At 61.2% G+C, this 18,944-nt stretch carries 19 protein-coding genes; 11 read left to right on the top strand and 8 right to left on the bottom strand.

All coding sequences use genetic code 11. From position 1 onward, the window contains the following. Window positions 1-23 precede the first annotated feature (23 nt). The 5 genes from ACQZ45_RS23020 to ACQZ45_RS23000 all read left to right on the top strand — a co-directional run bounded on the left by ACQZ45_RS23020 (window position 24) and on the right by ACQZ45_RS23000 (window position 6,307). Window positions 24-1,676 carry a Na/Pi cotransporter family protein gene (locus ACQZ45_RS23020; RefSeq protein ID WP_045231718.1) on the top strand — a complete coding sequence of 551 codons (1,653 nt, stop codon included), beginning with the start codon at window positions 24-26 and terminating at the stop codon, window positions 1,674-1,676. Then, the gene (gene gtfA, locus ACQZ45_RS23015) at window positions 1,677-3,185 is read left to right on the top strand and encodes a sucrose phosphorylase (RefSeq protein WP_236736194.1); all 1,509 of its coding nucleotides are present in this window, start codon (window positions 1,677-1,679) and stop codon (window positions 3,183-3,185) included. Between the two features lie 217 nt (window positions 3,186-3,402). Next, complete coding sequence (traR, locus tag ACQZ45_RS23010) at window positions 3,403-4,107, top strand: autoinducer-binding transcriptional regulator TraR (protein ID WP_045023300.1); 705 nt, start codon at window positions 3,403-3,405, stop codon at window positions 4,105-4,107. Between the two features lie 29 nt (window positions 4,108-4,136). Next, window positions 4,137-4,412, top strand: coding sequence for a hypothetical protein (locus ACQZ45_RS23005; RefSeq protein WP_233278959.1), 276 nt, complete (start codon window positions 4,137-4,139; stop codon window positions 4,410-4,412). Window positions 4,413-4,567: 155 nt separating this feature from the next. Continuing rightward, window positions 4,568-6,307 (top strand): methyl-accepting chemotaxis protein, encoded by a 1,740-nt coding sequence (locus ACQZ45_RS23000; RefSeq protein ID WP_045231719.1) that lies wholly within the window; start codon window positions 4,568-4,570, stop codon window positions 6,305-6,307. 162 nt (window positions 6,308-6,469) lie between these two features. Here ACQZ45_RS23000 and ACQZ45_RS22995 read toward each other — a convergent pair whose 3' ends face one another. The 5 genes from ACQZ45_RS22995 to traA form a co-directional block, all read right to left on the bottom strand. After that, the gene (locus ACQZ45_RS22995; RefSeq protein ID WP_010891530.1) at window positions 6,470-6,778 is read right to left on the bottom strand and encodes a transcriptional repressor TraM; all 309 of its coding nucleotides are present in this window, start codon (window positions 6,776-6,778) and stop codon (window positions 6,470-6,472) included. Between the two features lie 525 nt (window positions 6,779-7,303). After that, window positions 7,304-7,933, bottom strand: a complete 630-nt coding sequence (locus ACQZ45_RS22990; protein WP_045023302.1) for a TraH family protein — start codon at window positions 7,931-7,933, stop codon at window positions 7,304-7,306. Window positions 7,934-7,946: 13 nt separating this feature from the next. Next, the gene (locus tag ACQZ45_RS22985; RefSeq protein WP_045231720.1) at window positions 7,947-9,143 is read right to left on the bottom strand and encodes a conjugal transfer protein TraB; all 1,197 of its coding nucleotides are present in this window, start codon (window positions 9,141-9,143) and stop codon (window positions 7,947-7,949) included. Then, entirely contained in the window at window positions 9,133-9,663 is a 531-nt protein-coding gene (traF, locus tag ACQZ45_RS22980; RefSeq protein ID WP_045023305.1) for a conjugative transfer signal peptidase TraF, read from the bottom strand. Before traF ends, ACQZ45_RS22985 begins: the two co-directional genes overlap by 11 nt. Further along, the gene (gene traA, locus ACQZ45_RS22975; RefSeq protein WP_045231721.1) at window positions 9,660-13,244 is read right to left on the bottom strand and encodes a Ti-type conjugative transfer relaxase TraA; all 3,585 of its coding nucleotides are present in this window, start codon (window positions 13,242-13,244) and stop codon (window positions 9,660-9,662) included. The genes traF and traA overlap by 4 nt, the downstream gene beginning before the upstream one ends. 256 nt (window positions 13,245-13,500) lie before the next feature. On the opposite strand from traA, the gene traC reads away from it, so the two are divergent. Genes traC through ACQZ45_RS22955 form a run of 4 tightly spaced genes read left to right on the top strand, consistent with a single transcriptional unit; the run spans window position 13,501 to window position 16,375 of the window. Then, a complete protein-coding gene (gene traC / locus ACQZ45_RS22970) occupies window positions 13,501-13,797 on the top strand; it encodes a conjugal transfer protein TraC (protein ID WP_045023309.1) in 297 nt (98 codons plus the stop codon). Window positions 13,798-13,801: 4 nt separating this feature from the next. Then, window positions 13,802-14,017: a type IV conjugative transfer system coupling protein TraD gene (gene traD, locus ACQZ45_RS22965; RefSeq protein ID WP_045231722.1), complete on the top strand. Its 216-nt coding sequence runs from the start codon at window positions 13,802-13,804 to the stop codon at window positions 14,015-14,017. After that, entirely contained in the window at window positions 14,004-15,953 is a 1,950-nt protein-coding gene (traG, locus tag ACQZ45_RS22960) for a Ti-type conjugative transfer system protein TraG (protein WP_045231723.1), read from the top strand. The genes traD and traG overlap by 14 nt, the downstream gene beginning before the upstream one ends. A gap of 20 nt (window positions 15,954-15,973) precedes the next feature. Next, window positions 15,974-16,375: a hypothetical protein gene (locus ACQZ45_RS22955; RefSeq protein ID WP_045023315.1), complete on the top strand. Its 402-nt coding sequence runs from the start codon at window positions 15,974-15,976 to the stop codon at window positions 16,373-16,375. A 377-nt stretch (window positions 16,376-16,752) separates the two neighbouring features. On the opposite strand, the gene ACQZ45_RS22950 is transcribed toward ACQZ45_RS22955, so the two are convergent. Next, window positions 16,753-17,079 carry a hypothetical protein gene (locus tag ACQZ45_RS22950; RefSeq protein WP_045025118.1) on the bottom strand — a complete coding sequence of 109 codons (327 nt, stop codon included), beginning with the start codon at window positions 17,077-17,079 and terminating at the stop codon, window positions 16,753-16,755. Window positions 17,080-17,510: 431 nt separating this feature from the next. Here ACQZ45_RS22950 and ACQZ45_RS22945 point away from each other — a divergent pair, with 431 nt between their 5' ends. Both ACQZ45_RS22945 and ACQZ45_RS22940 read left to right on the top strand, forming a co-directional pair. After that, complete coding sequence (locus ACQZ45_RS22945) at window positions 17,511-17,768, top strand: WGR domain-containing protein (RefSeq protein WP_010974892.1); 258 nt, start codon at window positions 17,511-17,513, stop codon at window positions 17,766-17,768. A gap of 138 nt (window positions 17,769-17,906) precedes the next feature. After that, on the top strand, window positions 17,907-18,185 hold the full coding sequence (locus ACQZ45_RS22940; protein WP_010891541.1) for an HU family DNA-binding protein: 279 nt from the start codon (window positions 17,907-17,909) through the stop codon (window positions 18,183-18,185). Between the two features lie 41 nt (window positions 18,186-18,226). Here ACQZ45_RS22940 and ACQZ45_RS22935 read toward each other — a convergent pair whose 3' ends face one another. Together ACQZ45_RS22935 and ACQZ45_RS22930 are read right to left on the bottom strand one after the other, a co-directional pair. Next, entirely contained in the window at window positions 18,227-18,397 is a 171-nt protein-coding gene (locus tag ACQZ45_RS22935) for a hypothetical protein (protein ID WP_162936979.1), read from the bottom strand. A 318-nt stretch (window positions 18,398-18,715) separates the two neighbouring features. Next, the coding region (locus tag ACQZ45_RS22930) for a DUF736 domain-containing protein (RefSeq protein ID WP_139104330.1) at window positions 18,716-18,944 on the bottom strand (229 nt) is incomplete at its 5' end.

The following is an 18,944-nucleotide window of genomic DNA, read 5'->3' as shown; positions in this document are numbered from 1 at the left end:
ACAGAATTAGCGAGAGGCGCGACTTGGAATCGATAATCGTTCTCATAAATCTCTGCGGCGCCGTCGCGTTGCTGCTGTTCGGCCTGGCCCAGGTGAAGGACGGAGCCTCCCGTGCGCTTGGGGCCAGATTGCGAACGGGCCTCGCCTCCGGCACGAAAAGCAGCGCCCGGTCGTTTCTATCAGGGTTCGTCGCCACAGTCGCGCTTCAGAGTTCTACAGCGACGGCGCTGATGGTCTCCTCGTTTGTGGAACGAGAGCTTATCAAGCCTCGCATGGCGCAGGTCGTCCTCCTCGGCGCCAATGTCGGAACGGCGGTCACCGCCTGGATCGTCGCAACGGGCATCGAATGGGTGTCCCCTGCCCTACTCTTCATCGGCATCATTCTCTATCGAGGCGGTTCGACCTCCAGGCAGGGCGCCGGAACAGCGTTGCTCGGTATCGCGCTGATGCTGCTGTCACTACACCTACTCAGCAACGCGACCGAGCCGCTTCGCCATTCGCCGGCGCTCGCAGCGTTTATCGGCCTGCTTGAAAACGCCTGGCCGGTCGCGATGATCTTTTCCGCGGCCATCGCATTCGCTTCATCTTCAAGCTTGGCTGCGGTCGTTCTGATTTTGTCGTTGACCTCCACCGGAATCCTCTCTGGCGGGCTTGTCGTAGCGCTGGTTCTTGGAGCCAATTTCGGTGGCGCAATACCTCCGGTGATCGCGTCGTTATCAGCATCGGCGGCGGCCAGGCGGGTCACACTAGGCAATCTGATTGTCCGGGCAATCGGCTGCCTGCTGATCCTGCCAGTGGCCGATATTTTGGCCAGCTGGCTTTCGATGTTGCCGGTCCCAGCGTCCAAACTTCCCGTGGACGCGCATCTCGCGTTAAATATCGGCCTGGCTCTCCTGGCCATGCCGTTTTCCCGCCTTCTTGCACGGTGGATGGGGGTCCTCATCCCCGCGTCCGAACAGGCTGACAACACACCGAAATTCCTCGATCCGGATGAGCTATCAACACCAGTCGTAGCACTGACGAGTGCTGCACGCGAAGTGCTTGGCGTTGGAGACCTGATCGAAAGAATGCTCTTGAGAGTGTCGGACGCGTTCCAGCAGAACAATGCCGCGAGATTGAAGGATATTGCGCAGCTTGAGCGCCAGGTCGACCGGTTACAGCAGGAGGTCAAGGTCTACTTATCGAAACTCGGCCGTACTGGACTGTCGGAAGACGAAGGCCGCCGCTCGATCGTCATCATCGACTACGCCATCAACCTCGAACATATCGGGGATATTGTCGAGAAAGGTCTGCTGCCCGAGGTCACGAAGAAGATCGCCCACGGTTTGAAATTCTCTGATGACGGCTTCTCCGAACTAACACAACTCTTCCAGCTCACCGTCGATAATCTCCGGATCGCACAAACAATCCTTATCACCCGGGACATCAATCTCGCGCGTCAGCTCATGGAGCGGAAAGTCGAAGTCCGGCACATGGAAAAACAGTCTTCCGAGCGCCACCTGGAACGTCTGCGCGACGGGCGCACCGACAGCCTTCAAACCAGCTCGCTTCACCTCGACATCTTGCGTGATCTCAAGCGGATCAACGCGCATATCGTCTCGGTTGCTCACCCGATCATGGACGAGCAAGGATTACTGGGCGAGAGCCGTCTCATCGCGGGCGGCTCTGCAGACTGAGTGAAAGAAAATCAACTCGTCCTCGTAAGACGACACATACTGGAAATTGAAATGCAAAACAAAGTGCAGTTTATCACCTATGTTGACCGCCTGACCAGAGGTGGTTTCAGGCAATTGAAGGAACTGGTCGATGGCAAGTTCGCTGGCCTGTTCGGCGGCGTCCATGTCTTGCCTTTCTTCAATCCGATCGATGGCGCTGATGCCGGATTCGATCCAACAGATCACACGATCGTCGATCCGCGCCTCGGCGACTGGGAGGATGTGCGGGCTTTGTCGGGATCCGTGGAAATCATGGCCGATCTTATCGTCAACCATGTCTCATCGCAATCCGGCGCATTCACGGACTTCATTGCCAAGGGTTCGGCGTCCGAATTTGCCGACATGTTCATGACGTTCGATAAGGTATTTCCCGATGGCGCCACCGAAGAAGACCTTCTGAGGATCTATCGACCGCGCCCCGGTTTACCGTTTTCGAAGGTGACCCTGGCTGATGGTACTCAGCGGATGCTCTGGACAACCTTCACACCGGAGCAGATCGACATCGATGTCCACAGCGCCAAAGGCACAACCTATCTCGAAACGATCCTCGATCGCTTTTCGGAGGCGAATGTGACGGCGATCCGCCTCGACGCCGCGGGATACGCGATCAAGAAAGCGGGCAGCAGTTGCTTCATGATCGACGATACCTACGCATTCCTCGAAGAAGTGGCTGGAAAGGCCCGCAACCGCGGCATGGAGGTTCTGGTTGAGATTCATAGTTATCATCGTGACCAAATCGAGATCGCGAAGAAGGTCGACCGGGTCTATGATTTCGCACTACCACCGCTCATCTTGCATGCATTGTTTACGGGAGACGCCACGCCGCTGGCAAAGTGGCTGGCAATAAGCCCCCGTAACGCGATCACCGTTCTCGACACCCATGACGGGATCGGCGTTATAGATGTCGGTGCCCATAGCGACGGCCGGGCGGGCCTCCTCGAACCCCAGGCGATCGACAATCTTGTGGAAGAGATCCATAGGCGATCGGATGGCCAGAGCCGCCAGGCGACGGGGGCCGCTGCATCGAATCTGGACCTTTATCAGGTAAACTGCACCTACTATGACGCGCTTGGTCGCAACGATAATGATTATCTCATCGCTCGGGCAATTCAGTTTTTTGCTCCAGGAATTCCGCAAGTCTATTATGTCGGTTTATTGGGCGGTGTAAACGATATGGACCTGCTCGCCAAAACGGGCGTGGGGCGTGACATTAACCGGCACTATTACGGCAACGACGAAATCGGTACGGCCCTTGAGACGCCGCTCTTCCATCGCCTTTCAAATCTGATCCGTTTCAGGAACACCCATCCCGCCTTCGGTGGAGCGCTCAAGGCCACCATTGCTGATGCCGGAGCGTTGGTGCTTTCATGGCAACACGGCGATGCTTTTGCTGAATTGAAGATCTCATTTGCCGACCGCAAGGCGAGCATTGCCGCATCTGGTCAGAGCGAGATGCAGATCGTCGAGTGAACTGCACGCAAGTGCCGCTTCCCCGGCTCGATAGCATGTACAGGGGGATAGTACGGATATTCGTGAAGCGTTGGAGCATGTATGCCTCGTGGAAAAATGCTTCGGCTCAGCCTGAGTTGTCTGGGTAAAAGAGGATGAAAGCAGATTCAGCCCGGCGGTCGGCTGCTGGGAGCAAACGTTAGAGTAGGCATCGCACACCAGCATATGGGGGTATGGAATGCAGCACTGGCTGGACAAGTTGACCGATCTTGCCGCAATTCAGGGCGACGAGTGCATCCTGAAGGATGGCCTTGCCGACCTTGCCGAACATTTCGGCTTCACCGGCTATGCCTATCTCCATATCCAGCACAAACACACCATCGCGGTCACCAATTATCATCGTGACTGGCGATCGGCTTACTTCGAGAACAACTTCGACAAGCTCGATCCGGTCGTCAAGCGCGCGAAATCCAGGAAGCACGTCTTTGCCTGGTCCGGCGAACAGGAACGATCGCGGCTATCGAAGGAAGAGCGTGCCTTCTACGCGCATGCGGCCGATTTCGGCATCCGCTCCGGCATCACCATTCCGATCAAGACCGCCAACGGATCGATGTCGATGTTCACGCTGGCGTCGGAAAGGCCGGCGATCGACCTCGACCGTGAGATCGACGCGGTCGCAGCCGCGGGCGCCGTCGGGCAGCTCCACGCCCGCATCTCTTTCCTTCAGACCACTCCGACAGTGGAAGATGCCGCCTGGCTCGATCCGAAAGAGGCGACCTATCTCAGATGGATCGCCGTCGGCATGACGATGGAGGAAGTCGCAGACGTGGAGGGCGTCAAGTACAACAGCGTCCGTGTCAAGCTCCGCGAGGCCATGAAGCGCTTCGACGTTCGCAGTAAGGCCCATCTCACCGCCCTCGCAATCAGAAGAAAGCTGATCTGAAAACGTGACAGACAAACCAGGGGAGAGGAATGATGTCAGTAACTTCCTATACGTTCTACACCTATTCTCAGGCGACTGCCGATGACCAGGCGCACTGGCTGCACGGGCACACCACCGTTCAGTTTTTCGATAGCCTGGAAGCGGCCCGGCAGGAGATAGTCAAGTTGCACGAAGACCTAAGCCAGGATCTCGACCTCACGTGGCGTCCGCTCTATCTCGAAAAAGCGAGACCCGGGCCGTCACAAAAGACCTGCTGCTGTCTTTGCTCAATCGCAACATGGAAGCCCTTATCGAGCGGCACATGATTGTTGATACAATCTCCTCCTTCTCTTCGAGCGCTTTAAGCGGGCATAATTGATGGATGCCAGTTCCATGTTTAAATGAAGATTAAACATCGTATGCAACTATTCGCGCTCTGCCGCGACCTTCGGTCCGGTAAGTATCCTTGGGAGGTCGCCTAGTGAATATTCTCAATCGTGGTGCCAATGCATGCGCGGTACTTGCTGCCCTCTCTAAGTCTCAGGCCATGATCGAATTCGATCTGTCCGGCAGGATACTCACTGCCAACGACAATTTCTGCCGGGCGCTTGGCTATGAGCTATCAGAAATTATCGGCAAACATCACAGCATGTTCGTTGAACCGGCATTTGTGAAATCGGCAGACTATAAGGCGTTCTGGGCGAAACTCGCCGCCGGCAACTTCGACCAGCAGCAATATAAGCGCATCGGCAAGGGCGGCAAGGAAGTCTGGATCGAGGCGTCCTATAACCCTGTCATGCGCCGTGGCAAGCCGGTCAAGGTTGTCAAGATCGCCACCGACATCACCGCCCAGAAGCTGAAAGTTGCAGAAGATGCCGGCAAGATCGAGGCTTTGTCGCGGGCGCAGGCGATTATCGAGTTCACGCCGACCGGCGACGTCCTGACCGCCAACGAGAATTTCCTGTCCGCCCTCGGATATTCTCTGAGCGAGATCCAGGGCAAACACCATTCGATGTTCTGCGAACCATCCTATACCGCGTCGCCCGACTATCGGAATTTCTGGAAGATGCTTGCAGGCGGGGATTTGATGGCGGACGAGTTCATGCGGCTCGGCAAGGGTGGTCGCAAGGTCTTTATCCAGGCCTCATACAATCCGATTTTCGATATGAACGGCAGAGTCTTCAAAGTCGTGAAATTCGCGACCGACGTGACGGCCCGGGTCGAAAACGTCGAACAGCTCGCGGGCTGCCTGAACAGTCTGGCGGACGGTGACCTGGCGCAGCAAATCGAAAAACCGTTCATCCCCTCGCTCGAACGTTTGCGCACCGATTTCAACGCCGCCTCCGACAAGCTGAAGCGCGCGATGGCGACTGTCGCCGACAACGCCAGGGCGATCTCCGCGGGATCCAGCGAGATTCGGACCGCCGCCGACGAGCTGGCAAAACGCACCGAGCAACAAGCCGCCTCGGTCGAGGAGACCGCCGCTGCGCTCGAGGAAATCACCACAACGGTCAAGGATTCCAGTCGTCGGGCGGAGGAGGCTGGCCAACTCGTTGCACGCACCCGCGAACATGCAGAGCATTCCGGGCAGGTGGTGCGCGACGCGATCGGCGCCATGGATCAGATCGAAACGTCCTCTCGCGAGATCTCCAACATCATCGGTGTCATCGATGAGATCGCGTTCCAGACCAACCTCCTGGCGCTGAATGCCGGTGTCGAAGCGGCCCGTGCCGGCGAAGCGGGCAAGGGATTCGCGGTCGTCGCGCAGGAAGTCCGCGAGCTCGCGCAGCGATCGGCCAAGGCCGCCAAGGAAATCAAGACGCTGATCACCGCGTCGGGTAGCCAGGTCCAGAGCGGGGTATCGCTTGTCACGAAAGCCGGTTCCGCGCTGCAGGAAATCGCGACCCAGGTCCACGACATCAACACGAATGTCGTCGCGATTGTCGAAGCGGCACGCGAGCAGTCGAACGCTCTCGGTGAGATCAACAAGGCCGTGAACAGCGTCGATCAGGGAACGCAACAAAACGCCGCGATGGTCGAGGAGCAGACGGCGGCCAGCCACAGCCTTGCTCGCGAGGCCGCCGCGCTATTCGAGCTGCTGGAGCATTTCAGGTTCGATGACACCGGCCGAACGCAAGCGTTTGCTGGCCAGGTTCATCGGCCATCCGTCGCGCCAGTCGCCAAACCGTCGAGCCGCGCTGCCCAGGTCTTCGCTGCGTAGGGTTCCACCGCGGTCGGTATCAAAGAGACCGAACGGAGGAGCTCGTGTCACGCCGCCTTGCCTCCGATGAAGATAGCGGGTCTGAGCTGCCGCAATAGTTCAGGACCGATATGACATCATAGCCCGCTATAAAAATTCGCCATGAGACAAACGGAAGCCGGTTCAGTTCACGGAGGCGTTCGGGATATAGCCAAGAATGCTGATTAGCGTGCTGACAGCGCTCATCTGCGCGTGCATCTCGATACTGGCCTCGATGTAACACAGATGCTGTGGGCCTCCGACTTCCTTTCCCGACTTATAGCTTTCCGGCAGGGCCTGGAAAAGTTCGTCGGCCTTTTCGACAAGTCGCCGATGTGCACGGATTGCGTCTATGGTCAGTTTCTCGAGGTCAGCCGGGTGTAGTCCACGAGTTAAGCCGACCAGTGGCCGGAGCTCAACTTTTTTCGTCAATGTTGCATCTTCCGATTCCATTCCTGACCTAACCCTGGTTTTGTCTGCGGTGCGCCCCCGCCGACGTTGAACCCTTTGAACCCTAGCCGGGGGTTAGAATCCGAGATGAATCGGCCCTGAGACCTTTAGCACCGAGGCGCCTGGACATGAGTCACAGGCCCCCGGCCACAAGGTCAGAGGGTTCCTGGCACCGTTTCGGTCAGCGCCAACCGTTCATCTGCGGATTCTAAGCCGCAACACAGCGCGTACTGCGTCATGCCCCTTATAAGAGCCATTCCAAAGAGATGCCAGCGCCGATCGACAGAACGACGGTGCAAATCTTCACATGCCCATCTCGATGCAAGGCACAAAATACCTCAAGGCCTATGCTTTCGAAGAAGAAATCAACGCGACTTGCGACCAGGGATAGAATGCATTGTTGAAGCGTGACGACACTTAGTTGTTTTCCGCCATGGTCTCATTAAGTGCGATTCGCTTGGCCCACGGACCGAGCGATTTTTCCCTCCTGGCCCGCGTTCATCCACGCAGACGCGAGGAACCTGTTCCTCACTTCCCGCGCGCGCCGATGCCGGAAAGGTCGATCCGAATACCGGCCTTGTTCGGGTCAGCTGGTTCCGCCTCGAGTGCAGTATCGACGTTGCCGCCCTTCATCTTGTCACTACCGGCTTCGGACGTTTCCGCTTCCACCCCTGGATCCGGCTCTGGCAGCTTCACGTCGCCCGGATCGGCTGCCCGGAACACCGCTGTCCCCTCGAAATACCCCGTTTGCCATGCGATGATCGCGTCTTCAAAAACCTGCGGAAGGACCTCGCTTTCGGGAGGGTTACCGTACCATTTGGTGACGATACGATAGACTTTGGCGAACAGGGCCGTGCCCATCTTGATGTTTTCGCAAGGCTCGATCAGGTCCGGCTTCAACTGGCCCGCCTCGACGATACCGAGGCCGGCGGGATACTGCGTCAAGCCGACGCGAACGATATTGCGGCCGAGGTTCTGGCGTATCAATGCGAGCGCTTCGTCCGGCGTTGTCGGCTTCGGCACCAGAACGATGCGGTTGCCGGAGCGGACAGTGACCGCGAGCGGGTCCGGCGCCCCTGCCCGTTCGATGAACTCTTCGACGATCGCGGGCTTCAGGCCGGGATCGCTGCATTCCTTGATGAGGGCGGAATCGACCATCGCGAAAGTCTCCTTATGTGTTGAAAGCCGTGACGACGGGTCGCCCGAAGAGTTTCGCCCAGGCGATCACGCCTGCTTGTTGGATGGCGACGATCGACGTTCCCTCGGTCCACCATCCGTTGCCCGTGGCGACGATGGCGGCGGGGGAAAACAGCATCGAGTGCAGTATGGGCCAGACGATGAGCTGCTCGTAGCAGATCAGCGGCGCGATCCTCGTGCCAGCGAGATCCACGGCCGGGTTGGCGAAGAAATGCGCTTGAGCGCCACCGCCCTGCCCGGTCCATTGCAACCATGGCTGCCACATCGATACCGGGATCGGCATGCGCTCGCGATAGAGGATCCGTGCTTCACCCTCCGAGACCGTCACCATGACGTTGTCGTAGCCGCCCGGATCGATGACGGCCGCGCCGGCGATCACGGTGACGTCCGCCCCTCGCAAGCCCGCCTGCCAAAGCCGTGCGACAGTCGGGGTCCATAAGCCGAGGGCGCTTTCGGGAAGAACGATGACACGGGTTTCCGCTCCTGCCGCCGCGCGCACCGTTGCGATCAGGTCACGGTGATGGTCAAGCGAACCATCACGTCCAAGCGTTTGACCCTGTTCGAGGTCGACGCCTTTCCATCCATCCGGTAGGACAGGTTGCGTCCACGTAGCGGCGGACCAGAACCAGAAGCCTCCCAGGGCAATGGCAGCAGCCGGCCAGTATCGCGATGTCATCATCGCGAGGCCGGCTGTGGTCGCACCCAGCCCCCACCATCCAAAGCCGGGAAACAGAATGCCCGCTGCGGTCAGTGGATGCGCCCACCCGGTGATGCCGAAGGGCGGCAGCCCCATCAGCACCGCGGCCGCAAGGTAGCGCACCGGCTTTCCCCAACCCAGAGCGCCCCTTCCCGGGAGCCTCTTTTGCAAGCGCGCGGGCCAGAACGCCGCATGCACGGCGACAAAGCCGGCCGAGGCCGCCAGCCATAGCAGGAGGCCGGGCCAGAAATCGGCGGCGTAGAAGTTCGCCACACCCTGCGGCAGGCCGCGCGAGGCGGTGAGGAAGTACCCGGCAGACACCGCGCCCGCAACCAGTCGTGATGGAGATTGCGCCCATAGCAACGGAAAGAGCATGGCTGTCGGAAGAAGGAGGGCCTCGCCGCTCCAGCCGACCGCTCCGACGGCGATCGAAAGCAGGATCAGGAGCGCCACACGCCAGCGGTCACGGGTCAAACGTGAACACCGGCCGCGCCTGACCGAGAAGGCCGGATGCCGGGATCGGCCCAAAATATCGTGAATCATAGGAGCTCGCAAAGGATGAGTGAAGAAAGAGATGGCCGGGTGGCACGACGCCGCCGGGATAGGGATGGATCGCCCTGCCGGCACCATCCGTCGCCCGCACAGCGGATGCGGGTACCGGGCGGCCGTCGATGATGACCTCGCCGGCGATCTCGACCCGGTCGCCGGGAAGAGCGACAATGGTCTTGATCAGCGGCGCAAAACCGCCCCTGCAAAGCCCGCGGTGGAGATATCCGCGCTCTAGCGCCTCGATGAACGGCGCGTTCGACGGCGGGCAGATGAACACCAGATCCCCGACCTCAGGGGAGCGGTTCAATGCCTCGATGCGCCAGAGCCCGAGCGGCTCGCTTGGTGTTAGGTTCAGGCGATAGCCGCCGACCGCGGCGACGACCGATTCGCAGAGAATGACGGTCACAGAGGCACGGATCAGGATGATCGCCCGGCGCGGCGTCATTGCTTGATCACCGGTGTCTGGCGCTGCGATAGCCGCAGGTCCTCGACCTGCCTCAAGGTCGCGGCGGTGCGCTCGTGGGCAGCGAGTTGCTGGGCGGTGCGCATCACCGGCCATGCCTCGGCCAGGTGCTCCTTCTCTTGGGGCTGGAGCCCCTTGGCGAGCTGCTCGAACAGCCGCCCGGACGGTTCGCGCGCGGCGTTCGGCAGCAGGCTGCGTTCACCGAAGCGTTCCGATACAGCCTTGTTGAATCCGTCGATTTCGAGCTTGGCCTCCTTGTCGCTGACCGCATATCCGAGTGCTGCGGGAAGGTCGTTGCGGTCGATCGCATCGCGCACCCGTTCGAGCACCGTGCGGGCGGACGGCGACAGTGCCGGAATGTCGATCGAGACGCGATGCCGGATTGCCCTCTCCTCCGTTTCAAGGCGCTGCATGGCGTTCGTTCGCATCTGAAGATAACGTTCGAGGTCACGCGAAAGCGCCGGCGCATTGACGTGTGCAATATCGCGGTCCTCCTTCTCCACGCGGCTGGCGAACAGGCCGGTCTTGCCTTTGAGCGCTCCAAAACTCTCCGGCTCGTTCGCGATCTTCGCGAGCGTGGATTTCGCAGTCGCCGGATCCTTCAACGCCGCGTCGACATCGACCGCGCGGAAGGCGGCTTCGGGCTGGGCGTAGATCAGATGAAAACGGGAGGAGACTTCCTCCCATTGCTTCTTCAGACCGGGATCGGCGGCGAGCTTGTCCTCGACCGCCTGGTCGAGGGATTTCGGATGAATGGTGATGCCGGCAACCATCGGCCTGACCTCCTTCATGTTGCTGGAAAGCGATTGTTGCTGCTGAGTGCTGGAAACGAGACCGAGCTTGCCGCCGATGGCGAGCAGCCGGCTTCCGAGACGGGCAAGCCGCTGTTTCTGCCGGACCGTCCAGTCGAGCCGGTCGCGCATCATGGTCCGGGCGACGTTCATGAGGCGCAGGCCATGCGTGTCGGCGAAGCGGAGTGCCGCGCGATAGAAGCTGGCGTTCTCGTAGTCGAGCGTCGTTTCCTTCGCTGCGTCGCGCGACATGCGTTCCGTCATCCGCGACAGCGCCAGCTCGCGGATGTCGACGACCTTCCAGGTATGGCGCTTGACCTTCTTGCCGTCGGGAAGACGGACCATTTCGGAACCCTTGTGGTCGAGGCCGATGCGGTCGCCGATCTGAGGCGCCGCCTCTGCCATCGCGCGCTTCAGGTCGACGCCCCAGATGGTGTTCTGCTTCCCCTCGCCGGTTTCGAGCGTGACGAAATAGCTGTCGTGGTTCTCGGGCTTGTTCTCGTAGGGAGCCTCTCCGTGATCGACGAGAACGCCGCCGCGGTTGGTGAACTCGTTCATGCCGACATAGAGCCGGGCTGCATCACGATGACGGGTGAGCGCGACATAGGTCAGATGGCGGTCCATCGTGCCGGAGGCGAGCACCCTGACGACGTCGACCGTCGCGCCCTGCGATTTGTGGATGGTGGTCGCATAGCCATGATCGACATTGGCGTAGAGATGCTGATCGACCGTCACCTGGCGGCGATCCTCCCCTTCGCCAATCTCGGCGACAAACCTGCCGGGTGCGGCTTCGACCACCTTCGCCAGCATGCCGTTCTTGACGCCGAGCGATCCCTCGTTCTTCAGGAAGACGATCCGGTCGCCGGCGTCGAAGCGACGCTCGCCCTCTTCTGTCCGGAAGGCGAAGCCCTCGCCGACGAGACCGCGCCCGACCAGCCTTTCGCGGGCGAGTTCGTTGAGTGCGCGCACGTCGAGTCGTCGATGGGCGAGAATGAGAGAAGACCTCGCCGGATCGTAGTCGCGGTTCCAGTCTTCGATCAGCGAGGCTATGGCCTCGTCCTTCGACCAGTGCGAATGGATCAGGTTCGCGCGGTCATAGGCTGCGAGCGCCGACCCGACTTGACGGTGGGCAAGATCGACCGAGGCGCGACGCATCCACGCCTCGCGCTGACGATAGATCGTGCCAAGTTCGGCATAGCCGATGCGGTCGGTGATCGCGCGGAATGCGGCGCCCGCTTCGATCGGCTGGAGCTGATCGGGATCACCGACCAGCACCAGCTTGGCCCCGGCCTCGGTCGCTGCCTGGACAAGCATCGCCATCTGCCGCGACGACACCATGCCCGCCTCATCCAGCACCATGACGGTCCTGTCGTCGAGGCGGTCACGCTCCTGCTGCCAGCGTAGTTCCCACGACGACAGCGTGCGCGCGATGATGCCGGCCTCTTTCTCCAGACCCTCCGCCGCCTTGCCAGCAAGCGCTGCGCCCACGACGCGATATCCGGCGGCTTCCCATGTCTCGCGGGCCGCTTTCATCATTGTGGTCTTGCCCGCTCCGGCACGGCCAACGACGGCGGCTATGCGATTGGCGCCGGCGATATGCGCAAGCGCTGTCCGCTGTTCCTGCGACAGCCGGTCGTGGCGCGCGAAGGTCGCGTCGAGAACGGCCTTGCCGATACCATGCGAGGAGCGTCGGTCAAGCCACATCGCGCTCCGGGCCATCGTCGCTTCGAGGCGGATCAGCTCGTGCGTCGTGAACTTCGACGGCTCGCGCTTGCCGGTTGCCAACGAGATCCGCTCGCGCTCCAGCCGCAGCACTTGCCCACTCTGCATGATGCGCGCCATCATGTTGCGGAACAGGCCCGCATCGTCGATATAGCGATGCAGGATTTTGGCGACATCGCGCTCGTCGAAGACGCTCTTCTCGCGGGTGATGAGATCCAGCACGAGTTCGGGATTCTCCCGGATGCGGCGGGCATTTTCCTCGCGCCGCTCCTCGTTGAGCTCAAGGCGTTCGAGCTCGGCTTTGCGTCCCTCCCCTTCGGCCTTACGCTCGATCGCCTTGGCGCCGACGCCGAGATGAATGGTCGGCACCAGATCGATACCCTGCTTCTCGTAGGATCGCCCGTCGACGCGCAAATTGATGCCGTTGAGCGCCAGGTGATGGTTCATCCGTTCGAACCAGGCGTCGCGAAACGCGTTGAAGTCGTCCGTTCCGCCGGCCCATAGCTCATAGACGATCTTCCCGGCTTTCGTCCGCAGAGGTTCGCCCTCCTCGCCGATCACCGCGACCTTCTTCGCGCCAAAACCGTATTCGGTCAGCGGCCGCAGTGTCGTCATCAGGTGGATGTGCGGATTGCCGGGATTGTCGTGATAAACCCAGTCGGCAACCATCCCTCTGGAGAGAATGTGCTTTTCCACGAAGTCACGGACGAGCGCGATATTCTGCTCGGCTGTGAGCTCCAGCGGCAGCGCCACCGTCAGGTCCTTGGCGAGCTGGGCGTCGATCCGCTTCTCGAAAGCCTCGACCCTGTTCCAGAAGGCCTCCGAAGCGCCGGCGACAGAGCGGTCGGCGATCAGCATCCGGACCCATTTCGGCGCATGGTCCGGCAAAAGGAACTCTTCGTGAAGGAGCCCAACCTTGCGGGTGTAGTCGATGGTGCGCGCCTCACGCTCGTAGTGCATCTTCGCACAGTGCCGGTAGGCCGCCGACAGCACCGCGCTGCGGCCGTCGCCGCGGCTGACGATGCTGGCTGAGAAGTGGGCGATGGCCACGGCGGCGAATACTCCCGGTCAATCGGTCGAAACAAGCTGCTCGTCGCGAATAGCGGCCCCGCCAGGGTCATTGAGCAACGCGTCGCGCCAGCGACGTATAATTGCGCCCTTGGATCCGCTCCTTCGGAACGGCGGGATCATCTTCCAAAGTGTCGGCTTTGCCGACGTGCAAATCTGCACGTTCCTTCGGACGTGCTTTTGAGGAAGTCTGGCGGCGAGAACATCACCGCGAGACTTCCAGGGAGATCCGACCGGAATGAAGAAACCGTCATCGAAGATACGTGAAGAAATCGCCCGCCTTCAGGACCAGCTCAGACAGGCGGAGACGCGGGAGGCCGAGCGCATCGGCCGCGTCGCGCTGAAGGCCGGTCTTGGCGAGATCGAGATCGAGGAGGCCGAACTCCAGGCAGCGTTCGAGGACATCGCCGGGCGCTTTCGCGGAGGTAAGGCAGGGACATCCGGAAGGAAAAATGCCGATGACGGCCGGACCGCCGGCGAGCCGGGCGCGACGCTCGCATCTGGCTCGGATGCGGGCAGCCGTGGCGAGGCTTGAGCGGATGCACCGGACCTCATCGACCGACGCCCGAAAGAAGGACACCCGCGAGAAGATCGAGCTGGGTGGCCTGATCGTCAAGGCCGGGCTGCGCTACGAGAAACGGGCACTGCTGCTCGGCATGCTGATCGATGCAGGTCGCCGCATCAAGGGCGACGATGCCGAGCGATCGCGCCTCACCACGATAGGGGCGGAGGCCTTTGGTCGTGACGGCGAATAGAATTCTCCTCGCCGTCGTCCCCGCCACGACGATGATCGCCGCGGTGATCCTGATGCCGGGGATCGAGCACTGGCTGGCGGCGTTCGGAAGGACGGCGCAGGCGAAGCTGATGCTCGGGCGGTTCGGCATCGCCCTGCCCTACATCGCAGCGGCTGCGATAGGTACGATGTTCCTGTTCGCGGCCAACGGTGCCGCCAACATAAAGACGGCTGGATGGAGCGTCGTCAGCGGAAACGTCGCGGCGATTATCATCGCGATGATCCGCGAGGCGGCTCGTCTTTCCGGCATCGCCGGAAGCGTCCCCACGGACCAGTCCGTCCTCGCCTACACGGACCCGGCGACAGCGCTCGGTGCGGCCGGCCCATTCCTCGCCGGCGTCTTCGCACTTCGCGTCGTCATCAAGGGCAAGGCTGCATTTGCCAGTCCGGCGCCGCGCCGTGTCCGCGGCAAGCGGGCCGTGCATGGCGAGGCGGACTGGATGGGCGTGGTCGAAGCGGGAAGACTGTTTCCCGATGCGGGCGGCATCGTCATCGGAGAACGCTATCGCGTCGATCGCGACAGTGTGGCGGGCATGTCGTTCCGCGCCGATCAGCGCGAGACATGGGGCGCGGGCGGCAAGTCCCCGCTGCTCTGCTTCGACGGCTCGTTCGGCTCGTCGCACGGCATCGTCTTTGCCGGCTCCGGCGGTTTCAAGACGACATCGTTGACGATCCCGACGGCGCTCAAATGGGGTGGCGGGCTTGTGGTTCTGGACCCGTCGAGCGAGGTGGCGCCGATGGTCTCGGAACACCGGCGCAAGGCCGGCCGAAAAGTGATCGTGCTCGATCCCGCCACGCCCGCCATCGGCTTCAACGCGCTCGACTGGATCGGGCGGTTTGGCGGAACGAAGGAGGAGGATATCGTGTCGGTCGCGACCTGGATCATGACCGACAACGCGCGGACTGCGTCCGCCCGCGACGACTTCTTCCGGGCTTCCGCCATGCAGCTGTTGACCGCGTTGATCGCAGACGTGTGCCTGTCAGGGCATACGGACGAACAGGACCAGACGCTGCGCCGGGTGCGCGCCAATCTCTCGGAGCCTGAACCGAAACTGCGCGAGCGGCTGACGCGGATTTACGAGCAGTCCGAATCCGAATTCGTCCGGGAGAACGTCGCGGTGTTCGTCAACATGACGCCGGAGACGTTCTCCGGCGTCTATGCCAACGCCGTCAAGGAAACGCACTGGCTCTCCTATCCGAACTATGCCGCCCTGGTGTCCGGCGACAGCTTCTCGACGGACGATCTCGCCAAGGGCGAGACGGACATCTTCATCGCACTCGACCTGAAAGTGCTGGAGGCACATCCGGGCCTTGCCCGCGTCGTGATCGGCGCGTTCCTGAACGCGATCTATAATCGCAACGGCGAGGTCGAGGGCAGGACGCTGTTCCTGCTCGACGAGGTGGCCCGTCTCGGCTATCTGCGCATCCTCGAGACAGCGCGCGATGCCGGTCGCAAATACGGCATCACGCTGACGCTGATCTTCCAGAGCCTCGGGCAGATGCGCGAGGCCTATGGCGGTCGGGACGCCACGAGCAAATGGTTCGAGTCGGCGTCATGGATCTCGTTCGCGGCGATCAACGATCCCGACACGGCCGACTACATCTCGAAGCGATGCGGCGACACGACGATCGAGGTCGACCAGACGAACCGGTCGACCGGAATGAAGGGATCGTCGCGCTCGCGGTCGAAGCAGCTTTCGAACCGGCGGCTGATCCTGCCGCATGAGGTGATGCGCATGCGGACCGACGAGCAGATCGTGTTCACGGCTGGCAACGCGCCGCTCAGATGCGGCCGCGCCATCTGGTTCCGCCGCGACGAGATGACGAGGATCGTCGGCAAGAACAGGTTCCATCAAGGCGATGCGCCGGCCAAGGGGCCGGAACCTTCCACACCCTGACAGAACGAAAGGAAGCGCGCATGATGCATTGGAGAAAAGACTGGTACTCGTTGATGGGGCCGTTGATGACCTGGGTGGCGTTCATCATCGCCATTCCGTTTCTCGGCGCCGGGGCGATCGTCAGCATGGCCATTCTGCCAGCGATCGGCGATACGATCGTGAAGACGGTTGGCCTTTTCTGCGCTCTGGTGCTTGGGCCACTGGCGGCGTTCACGGAGATCGCGCCGCCATTTGTGACGAGAGAAGAGGTGGCCTGGCGCAACAGAAACAGAGAGATGCTCTTCGAAGGCGATGTCGCCTGGGAAGATGTTCCGTTTCTGCCACCGGTGCTGAACCGGATTCGGTCCACAACCGGAAAACGAAAGCGGGAGGAAGAGAAGGAGGGGGCCGCTGCCAGCGATGCGAAGCCGTCCATCGCATGACGTCCGAAAGCGCGTCCCCGGATGCCGTACGGGACCTGTATCCGGCACACTGCGACAAGCTGCTGAATTCAGGGGGAGAGGCTATCACCGGTGCATAAAATCACCAATGAGCGACGCCGATCTCCCGGAGCTTTAAGCCGGCCGCAGGCCGCACCCGGGAGAGGGATAGGGGTTTGGGGAAAGGGTGGAGGGAACCGTCCCCTTTCCCCATGGGAGGGTGTTTGAGGGAGGGGCTTGCCCTTCCCTCATGGGGTGAGCGGCGAGAGGGGCGGCGCAGCCCCCCTTTCGTTAGCCATGCCGGCCGGTCGATCCGGCTGACGAGGCTCGCAGACAGGGATACGGACGAAAGGTGGCACCACCACCTTTCGTCCTCGACATTAATCGGGGCTAACGTTGAGTTCACGGATCACCGTGTCGATGCGCCAGTCGCCAATCTCGGTTCGTCGCTGGGCAACCAGAATATCGACGGCCGTTTCGTTCGCCTCGATAGCACTGATCGCCGCGTCCATCGCATCCCATGGACCGAGGTTTTCGACAGGGATGACGTCGCCGTCATCGTCATAGGCGCCTGAGATGTACATTGGCGCGCGCGTGACGCGGTCATGTGCACGCTCGGCTTCTCGAATCAACCGAAAACCCTCTTCCCGCTGACGCCAGTATTCCGGGCTGCCACCATCGATGTATTTGATTTTCTGCTCTGTCATGACAATCTCCTTTCGTCTTTCTGACGCAAGGAGGCTGCGCCGTAGACGCGAGGGGTCAGGGATCGCATTGCGACCGCCGGAGGCGGCGAGTGGAGGAGCCGATTTGCAAGAGCCGTCGCGGACGGCGGCTGCAAATTGGAGGTGCTACGACGTCCTTGACGCCGGAGTGGCGGGTGCAAAATACAAAGTCAGAGAGAAGAGAGACCCGCGCCTGCAGGGCGCGTCCGTCTGCCGGTAGAACCGGCCGCGAGAGGATCGCAACCGGATGGCCGAAACCGCTTGCGGGTTCGGTGCGCTTGCGCATAGAGCCATGCGTTGAAGCCGCCTCGCCCAGTTCCCTGTCTGAAATCATCACGGCGATGAATCGGTGACACCGGATCGATTCAGATAACTCGTTGGACGCTGCTTGCCGAGATAGCGACAATGAGGGCATGGAAGACAAGGAGACATGCCCGGTTCATCTTCACCGCATCGAGACGGCGCAGAACATGCGACGCTTCTACATTCTGGCGATCCAGCCGACACTGTTCGGCGGGGCTTCGGTCATCCGCAACTGGGGCCGGATCGGATCGGGCGGCCAGACGATGATGCAGACCTTCGATCATCCGGATGATGCGAACACAGCACTCTCCTGTCTCGAACGAACGAAGAGACGACGTGGCTATCGGGACGCGGGCAACACCGAATAGCCGGTTTCAATCGACCGCATTGCTGCATTTCCTGTGGCTTACGCGCTCCTTCCGGGGATTCCTGCCTTTCTGCCCCTTTCTTCGCCACATCTTCATTGCCAAAGCTGAGGGACCGAAACAACATGAGGAATGTCCAATATGACCACGACCAACGAAATCGCCGACAAGATCGCAGCCGAACAGAGCCTGACCAAGGCGCAGGCCAAGACGATCGTCGAGAGCGTCTTCAAGCAGATCACCGACGCGGCGCTTGCTGGCGCAGAAACGTCGATCCCATCATTTGGAAAGTTCAAGCTGAAGGACACTCCGGAGCGCGAGGGACGCAATCCGGCGACGGGTGCTACGATCAAGATCGCGGCATCGAAGAAGCTGACCTTTACGCCCGGCAAAGCGGTCAAGGACGCACTGAACGGCTGAAGCGACCACGCCGCCGGAAACGGCAGCATGATGGAAGCCTCCTAGAAAGGAGGCTCCGCGCTGATGCGTCCGTCCTGTTCGGCCTCGATCGTTGCAAGCTCCGCCTGTACCATCTCCAGCTCCGCCGCAATCCGGCGGCGCTCGGCCGGATCGCAGGCATTCCTGAATTCGGCCCGAAGCTCTTCGCGCTGAATTTCGAGAGAAATCGTCATCGTCGTCTCCTTGACGTTTGTGAAAGACGACGCCGCGCGTCATGGCGGAGCGGAGGGGTCCAGCATCGCGGGACGCGACCGCCGGAGGCGGCGAGGGGAGGAACCGATTTGCGGGAGCCGCCATAGGCGGAAGGAGCAAATTGGAGGCGCCGCTCGTGCTGGACGCCTTCGTTTCGCCATGGCACCCTTGGACGAACTGAGCAGCCCACAACTCCTCGTATGGCACCGGAAAAGCCGGAAGCAGGCTCGATGCCTGCGCCCGGCTCTCCCTCGCGACACGAAAAGAGCCCCGCCTTTCGGCGGAGCTCGTTGCGGTGATCAGGCCTCCCGCTTCGGGCGGTTCCAGATGAGGGCGTATTCGCCTTCCTTCTCGCCCGGCCAAAGGGCTGCTGTGATCGGGGCATTGAAGCTGGGGTCGTCGAGCTTGACGGAGATGAAGGGCTCGCCATCGTTGGAGACCTTGTTCCAACCCGCGCCGACCTCGACGCCGTTGCCGGCGGTGATGCGGAAGTCCGGAGCGTCGCGCGAGACGCGCTCGATGGGGTTC

This window comes from Agrobacterium sp. 16-2014-1-2a (genome assembly GCF_053522705.1).
Note: the sequence above shows the minus strand (reverse complement) of the source record. Positions and strands in the feature narration are given on the sequence as shown.